The organism is Methylobacterium sp. WL103 (genome assembly GCF_008039885.1).
Classification (GTDB): domain Bacteria; phylum Pseudomonadota; class Alphaproteobacteria; order Rhizobiales; family Beijerinckiaceae; genus Methylobacterium; species Methylobacterium cerastii.
This window is the reverse complement of sequence record NZ_VRUX01000246.1, coordinates 1-6,001: the sequence shown is the minus strand read 5'-3', so window position 1 is coordinate 6,001 and position 6,001 is coordinate 1. Positions and strand designations below refer to the sequence as shown.

Genomic DNA, 6,001 nt, shown 5'->3' with positions numbered 1-6,001 from the left:
GCCCCGAATACGGCTTCGCCCGCCGCATCGCCGCGACGGCCGAGGGCCGCGACCACCCGCTGCTGTCGGGCCGCGGGGCGGCATGGGACGCGCCGGCGATCCATTCCGACGCGGTGATCATGCCCCCGCCCGGCGCGCGGGTTCTCGCCGCGAACGCGCTCCTCGACGTGCAGGCGATCGAGATCCCGCACGGGGACGGCGTGTTCTGGGGCACGCAGTATCACCCGGAACTCGACCTCGACGAGCTTGCCGCGATGCTGCGGGTCTGCGCCGAGGCCGTGGTCGAGGCCGGCCTCGCGCCCGACGCAGGCGCCGTCTCGGACTACGCCGCCGAGATCGATGCGCTGCACGCCGCCGCGGACGCGTCGCTCGCCTGGAGGCACGGCCTCGGCGCCGACGTCCTGGAGCCGCGTCAACGCCGTCGCGAGATCGGCAACTTCCTCGACCGCCTCGTCGCGCGACAGGCCGGCTAGGGCGGTTCCGGACGGCCTTGCGTTCGAGGCGAAGCCTCAGGCTGCCTCGGCCATCGTCCCGTCGTTCGTCACGACCTCGTCGGTGTGCACGTCGAAGCGCATCAGGTAGGCGGTGCCGAAGCTGGTGGTGAGAGCGCAGTCCGTCGCGTCGCGCCCGCGGGCCATGACGATGCGGGCGATCCGCGGCGTGTTGTGGCGGGCGTCGAACGTGTACCAGCGGTCTCCGAGGTAGACCTCGAACCAGGCCGAGAAATCCATCGGCGCCGGGTCCGTCGGCACGCCGATGTCGCCGAGGTAGCCGGTGGCGTAGCGGGCCGGGATGTTCATGCAGCGGCAGAGCGCGATCGCCAGGTGGGCGAAGTCGCGGCAGACGCCGACGCGCTGGACGTAGCCGTCATGCGCGGTGCGGGTGTTGTCGGCCCGCTGATAGTCGAACTGCAAGTGATTGTGCACGAAGTCGACGATCGCCTGCACCCGTGCCCAACCCTCCGGCGTCGCGCCGAACAGCGACCACGCGGTGGCCGAGAGCTTGTCGGTGTCGCAGTAGCGCGAGCCGAGGAGGAACGGCAGAACGTCGTCGGGCAAGTCCTGCACCGGGTGCTGGCTGGCCTCCGGCTCATACGCGTCCGGCTCGCCGGAATCGCGGATCGTGAAGTCGGTCGACATCGTGATCCGGCCGCCCGGGGCGACGATGCGGGTGCAGACGTTGCCGAAGGCGTCGACGTGCTGCGTCGCCAGCACCGGCGGATCGAACGCGATGACCTCCGGCGTCACGAGGTCGACCCGGCGCTCCGGCCGCACGTTGAGCAGCAGGTTCATCGGGGTCGGGCCGAAGGTGTTGAAGGCGATGGTGAAGCCGGTCTGGACGAGCATCGGTGGATCCGTGACGGCCGCGAGCGAGGGCGCAGGCGGGGCAGAGGCGAGAGCGTGGACGCGCCTTGAACACGGACGCTATGCTCGAGGTTCCGCAGGTCAGATGTGCTTGCCGCGCAGGTTCTGCCCAGAGAAACGGCAGTTTTTGTCCGATCAGAACCCGGGCGTTGCTGCAAGCTGGTAGAACAGTCGGCGGAAATCAGAGACGCGGTCGAGGACATAGCGCCAGCTCCCTCCTCTTGCAGGAGAGGAGGGACGAGCGCAGCTTCACCTGCGCAATACGTCTGCAGCTTGAGGAAATACCCCCGGCGCCGCGGTGTGGCGCTGATGATGCATCGCACGAGGCGTCGACCCTTCGGCCCCTTGGGATGCCATGACCGTTCCCCTGCCCTCCTCCACCCCCGCCTCGGCGATCCTCGGCCGCGGGATCCGCGCATGAACGAGGCGATCGCCTGGGCGGAGCGGCGCCGCATCGCCGAGCAGGCGCGCGGCGAGCGGGCGTGGTCGCTGTGGGGGCCGTATCTGAGCGAGCGGCAATGGGGCACCGTGCGCGAGGATTACAGCCGCGACGGCAACGCGTGGCGCTCGCTCACCCACGAGGAGGCCCGCTCGCGCGCCTATCGCTGGGGCGAGGACGGCCTGGCCGGCATCTGCGACGAGCGCGGGCAGCTCTGCCTCGGGCTGGCCTTGTGGAACGGGCGCGACCGCATCCTGAAGGAGCGCTTGTTCGGCCTCACCAACGAGCAGGGCAACCACGGCGAGGACGTGAAGGAAGTCTACCACTACCTCGACGCGGTCCCGAGCCACGCCTACCTCAAGTTCCTCTACCGCTATCCGCAAGGCGCCTACCCCTACGAGGACCTCGTGCGCGAGGGCCTGCAGCGCAGCCGCGAGGTTCCCGAATACGAGATCGAGGAGACCGGCCTGTTCGAGGGGGCGCGCTTCTTCGACGTGACGGTGGAATACGCCAAGGCGGACGTCGACGACGTCCACGTCGCGATCACGGCGACGAACCGCGGGCCGGAGGCGGCCGACCTCCACCTCGTGCCGCAGCTCTGGTTCCGCAACACCTGGTCCTGGCGGGAGGACGGGGCGCAGCCGCGTCCGTGGATCGGGCGCCACCCCGAGGGCGGGGTCGCCTGCGAACACCCGCGGCTCGGGCGCTACCGGCTGGCCTTCGAGGGCGAGCCCGCGTTGCTGTTCTGCGAGAACGACACCAACCTGCGCCGTCACGCGGGGCAGCCGGACGCCGAAGGCCCGTTCAAGGACGGGCTGCATGCGGCGATCGTCGAGGGCGACGCCTCGGCGGTGCGCCGGGACGCCGGGACCAAGCTCGGCCTGCACTACGCCCTGCGCCTCGAGCCCGGCGAGACCCGCCGGGTGCGCCTGCGGTTGTCGGCCGGCACGCGGGCGCGCCCGCTCGATGCGGACGACGCGATCCGCACACGGCGCATCGCCGAAGCCGACGCCTTCTACGACGACCTGCAGGACGGGATCGCGGACGCGGAAGCCCGCACCATTTTCCGGCAGGCGTCGGCCGGCCTGATCTGGTCGAAGCAGCTCTATGCCTACGACGTGCGGCGCTGGCTGCAGGGCGATCCGGCCCAGCCGGTGCCGCCGCGGGAGCGCGACGGCGGCCGCAACACCCAATGGCGCCACTTCGCCGCCTCCGACGTGCTCTCGATGCCCGACAAGTGGGAGTACCCGTGGTTCGCCGCCTGGGACCTCGCCTTCCACTGCCTGCCGCTGGCGCTGCTCGACCCGGACTTCGCCAAGAAGCAGCTCCTGCTGCTGACGCGCGAATGGTACATGCACCCCAACGGCCAGCTCCCGGCCTACGAATGGGAGTTCTCCGACACCAACCCGCCGGTCCACGCCTGGGCGACCTACCGGGTGTTCGAGATCGACCGCGACCGCCGCGGCGGCCGGGGCGACCTCGCCTTCCTCGAGGGCGTGTTCCACAAACTCCTGATCAACTTCACCTGGTGGGTGAACCGCAAGGACGCCGGCGGCCGCAACGTGTTCCAGGGCGGCTTCCTCGGGCTCGACAACGTCGGCGTGTTCGACCGCTCGCGCCCGCCCCCCGGCTTCGGCATGGTGCACCAGGCCGACGGCACCGCCTGGATGGCGATGTACGCGCTCAACATGATGCGCATCGCCCTCGAGCTCGCGCTCCACAACGACGTCTACGAAAGCACAGCGTCGAAGTTCTTCGAGCACTTCCTGCTCATCGCCGAGGCGATGACGGACATGGGCGGCGAGGGCTTCGGCCTGTGGGACGAGGAGGACGAGTTCTACTACGACGAGGTCGACATGCCCGGCGGCGGGATGCTGCCGTTGCGCGTCCGCTCCATGGTCGGCCTCGTGCCGCTGTTCGCGGTGGAGGTGATCGAGCCCTTCGTGCTCCAGCGCCTGCCGGACTTCGCCCGGCGGCTCAACTGGCTCCTGGAGAACCGCCCGCACCTCGCCTGCCTGGTCTCGCGCTGGGACGAGGGCGGCGTCGGCGACCGCAAGCTGCTCTCGCTCCTGCGCGGCCACCGGATGAAGGCGTTGCTGCGGCGGATGCTCGACGAGGCCGAGTTCCTTTCGCCCTTTGGCGTGCGCTCGCTCTCGAAGGCGCACCGCGACCAGCCCTACGTGCTCAACGAGTTCGGCGCCTCGTTCACGGTGCGCTACGACCCGGCCGACTCGACCTCGAACATGTTCGGCGGCAACTCGAACTGGCGCGGGCCGGTCTGGATGCCGACGAACTACCTGATCATCGAGGCCCTGCGCCGGTTCCACTCCTATTACGGCGCCGACTTCCTGGTGGAGTTCCCGACCGGCTCCGGCGCGATGCACACGCTGGCCGCCATCGCCGACGCGCTGCAGGAGCGGCTGATCGACCTGTTCACCCGCGGCGCGGACGGCCGCCGCCCCACGGACGGCGACCGCGTGCCGATCCCCCCGGCGGACGGCGCCGAGGAGGCCCTGCTGTTCCACGAGTTCTTCGACGGCGACACCGGCCGGGGCCTCGGCGCCTCGCACCAGACCGGCTGGACCGCGCTGATCGTCAACCTGCTGCACCACCGGGCGCAAAGGGGCGGGACCTGAGGCACTGGGACCGCAATCTCCGCGGGGGCGTGCGCGGGTGTGGGAGCTTGGCCGACGCGGCCACGAAATGCCATGAAGGCCGACGCGATCGAAGCCGGATCGACGGCATGAACTTCAGGTTGAGACGATGACGGCCCGGACTTCGAACCGCCCAGCCGCGTGGGTTCCCTAGAGCGAGTTCGCGGCCCGCATCGCGTCCGCGCGTCAGCTTCAGACGTTCAACGACCTGAGCAGCTTCGCGATCAACTTCGACGTGCTCCGCTCGGTGAAGCCCGACATCGAGATGGCCGGCAACAAGAGCAGCACCTTGTGCCTGTGGGAGACGCGCTCCTCCAGCGGCTTCATCACCAAGCCGCGGGTCACCGTCGACATCCTGACGGTCCGCTTCATCGCGAACGGGCACATCATCTACCGCAACCAGTCGGGCAAGACGCAAGGTACGCCAAAATACGCGACCCTAGTCGACTTCGAGGACGTCAGCGAGATCCAGGCCTCGCCGGCCTTCAGCGCGATCAACGGAACGATCACGCTCGAAGCGCTCTCGGCGGCCAACGCCGCGCTCACGGGCGGACAGCCGGCTCTTCCGGCCTTCGCCCCGATCGCAGACGTCGCCACGCCGGGCATGATCGCCCTGTTCTTGATGATGCGGCAGGTGCAGCGCCGCGGGCAGGAGGCGGGTCGCGGCGGCGACATCGCCTTCCCGCTGGTCCAGGAGATCCTCAGCTACCAGCTCCTGTCTGTCTGGCCCAGGCGCGCCGGCGTGGCGACGGCCGCGACGACCGACGCCACGGCCTCGCGCTTCGCCATCGCGCTCGACTTCATCGAGGCGAACCTTTCGCAGCCGCTCACGCTGTCGCTGATCGCCGCGGCAGCCGGACTCAGCGTTCGCTCCCTCCAGAGCCAGTTCCGCAACCGGACTGGGCAGACGGCGATCGCCTTCATCACCGAGCGGCGGCTCGCGCGCACCCACGAGGATCTGACCTCCGCGTCCGCCGCCGCGGTTCCGATCGCGGAGATCGCGCGGCGCTGGGGCTTCGTGCACATGAGCGACTTCGGCCAACGCTATAAGCGTGTGTACGGGCGCACGCCCTCCCAGGCACGGCGCGAGGCCGGACGGCGGGGATGACCCGCAACGGAGCGACGACGCCACGCCGGGCGCGTGGCGTCGTCGGGTTCCGGTCTTCGGCCATGTCCCGGCAGGATGGCCCGCCGAAACATCGGGATCACGCGGCCGGAAAGGCGGTCACCGACCGGTCGTGGTGGTCGACTTCACCGGCTTGGAGCCGGGCTCGTGCGACATGGTCTTCGTCCGAGACTCGACGCCCTCGCCGTCGCGAACCTTGGTCTGGGTGTGCGACTTCGAGAAGGTGCCGCCGTCATGGGCCATCGCCTTCGATTGCCCGTTGAGCCCGCCGTTCCCGGTCTCGTTGACGTGCGAGCGGTCCATCGTCTTGCCGCCCGCCGCGCTGCCGCCGGTGGCCAGGGACGAGCCCGTCGCGCCGTTCGCTCCCGTCGAAGTCCCGCCGGTCCCGACGGTCGAGGCGGAGGTGCCGCCGGCGGGA

4 protein-coding genes and 1 pseudogene are annotated in these 6,001 nt (G+C 70.1%); 3 read left to right on the top strand and 2 right to left on the bottom strand.

What is annotated here, in order from left to right; genetic code table 11:
• Positions 1–473: pseudogene (locus FV222_RS15195) on the top strand (type 1 glutamine amidotransferase); the annotation flags it as partial.
• 36 nt (positions 474–509) lie between these two features.
• Here the strand turns inward: FV222_RS15195 and FV222_RS15190 are convergent.
• The gene (locus FV222_RS15190; RefSeq protein WP_147814923.1) at positions 510–1,346 is read right to left on the bottom strand and encodes a transglutaminase family protein; all 837 of its coding nucleotides are present in this window, start codon (positions 1,344–1,346) and stop codon (positions 510–512) included.
• Between the two features lie 435 nt (positions 1,347–1,781).
• On the opposite strand from FV222_RS15190, the gene FV222_RS15185 reads away from it, so the two are divergent.
• Both FV222_RS15185 and FV222_RS15180 read left to right on the top strand, forming a co-directional pair.
• On the top strand, positions 1,782–4,439 hold the full coding sequence (locus FV222_RS15185) for a glucosidase (RefSeq protein ID WP_147750710.1): 2,658 nt from the start codon (positions 1,782–1,784) through the stop codon (positions 4,437–4,439).
• Positions 4,440–4,692: 253 nt separating this feature from the next.
• Positions 4,693–5,565 carry a helix-turn-helix domain-containing protein gene (locus FV222_RS15180; RefSeq protein ID WP_147814921.1) on the top strand — a complete coding sequence of 291 codons (873 nt, stop codon included), beginning with the start codon at positions 4,693–4,695 and terminating at the stop codon, positions 5,563–5,565.
• 117 nt (positions 5,566–5,682) lie between these two features.
• On the opposite strand, the gene FV222_RS15175 is transcribed toward FV222_RS15180, so the two are convergent.
• On the bottom strand, positions 5,683–6,001 hold a 319-nt coding region (locus tag FV222_RS15175), incomplete at its 5' end, for a hypothetical protein (protein ID WP_147814919.1).

Coding starts and splice junctions, on each gene's coding strand:
- FV222_RS15190 (WP_147814923.1), bottom strand. CDS start 1,346: ATGCTCGTCCAGACCGGCTTCACCATCGCCTTCAACACCTTCGGCCCG.
- FV222_RS15185 (WP_147750710.1), top strand. CDS start 1,782: ATGAACGAGGCGATCGCCTGGGCGGAGCGGCGCCGCATCGCCGAGCAG.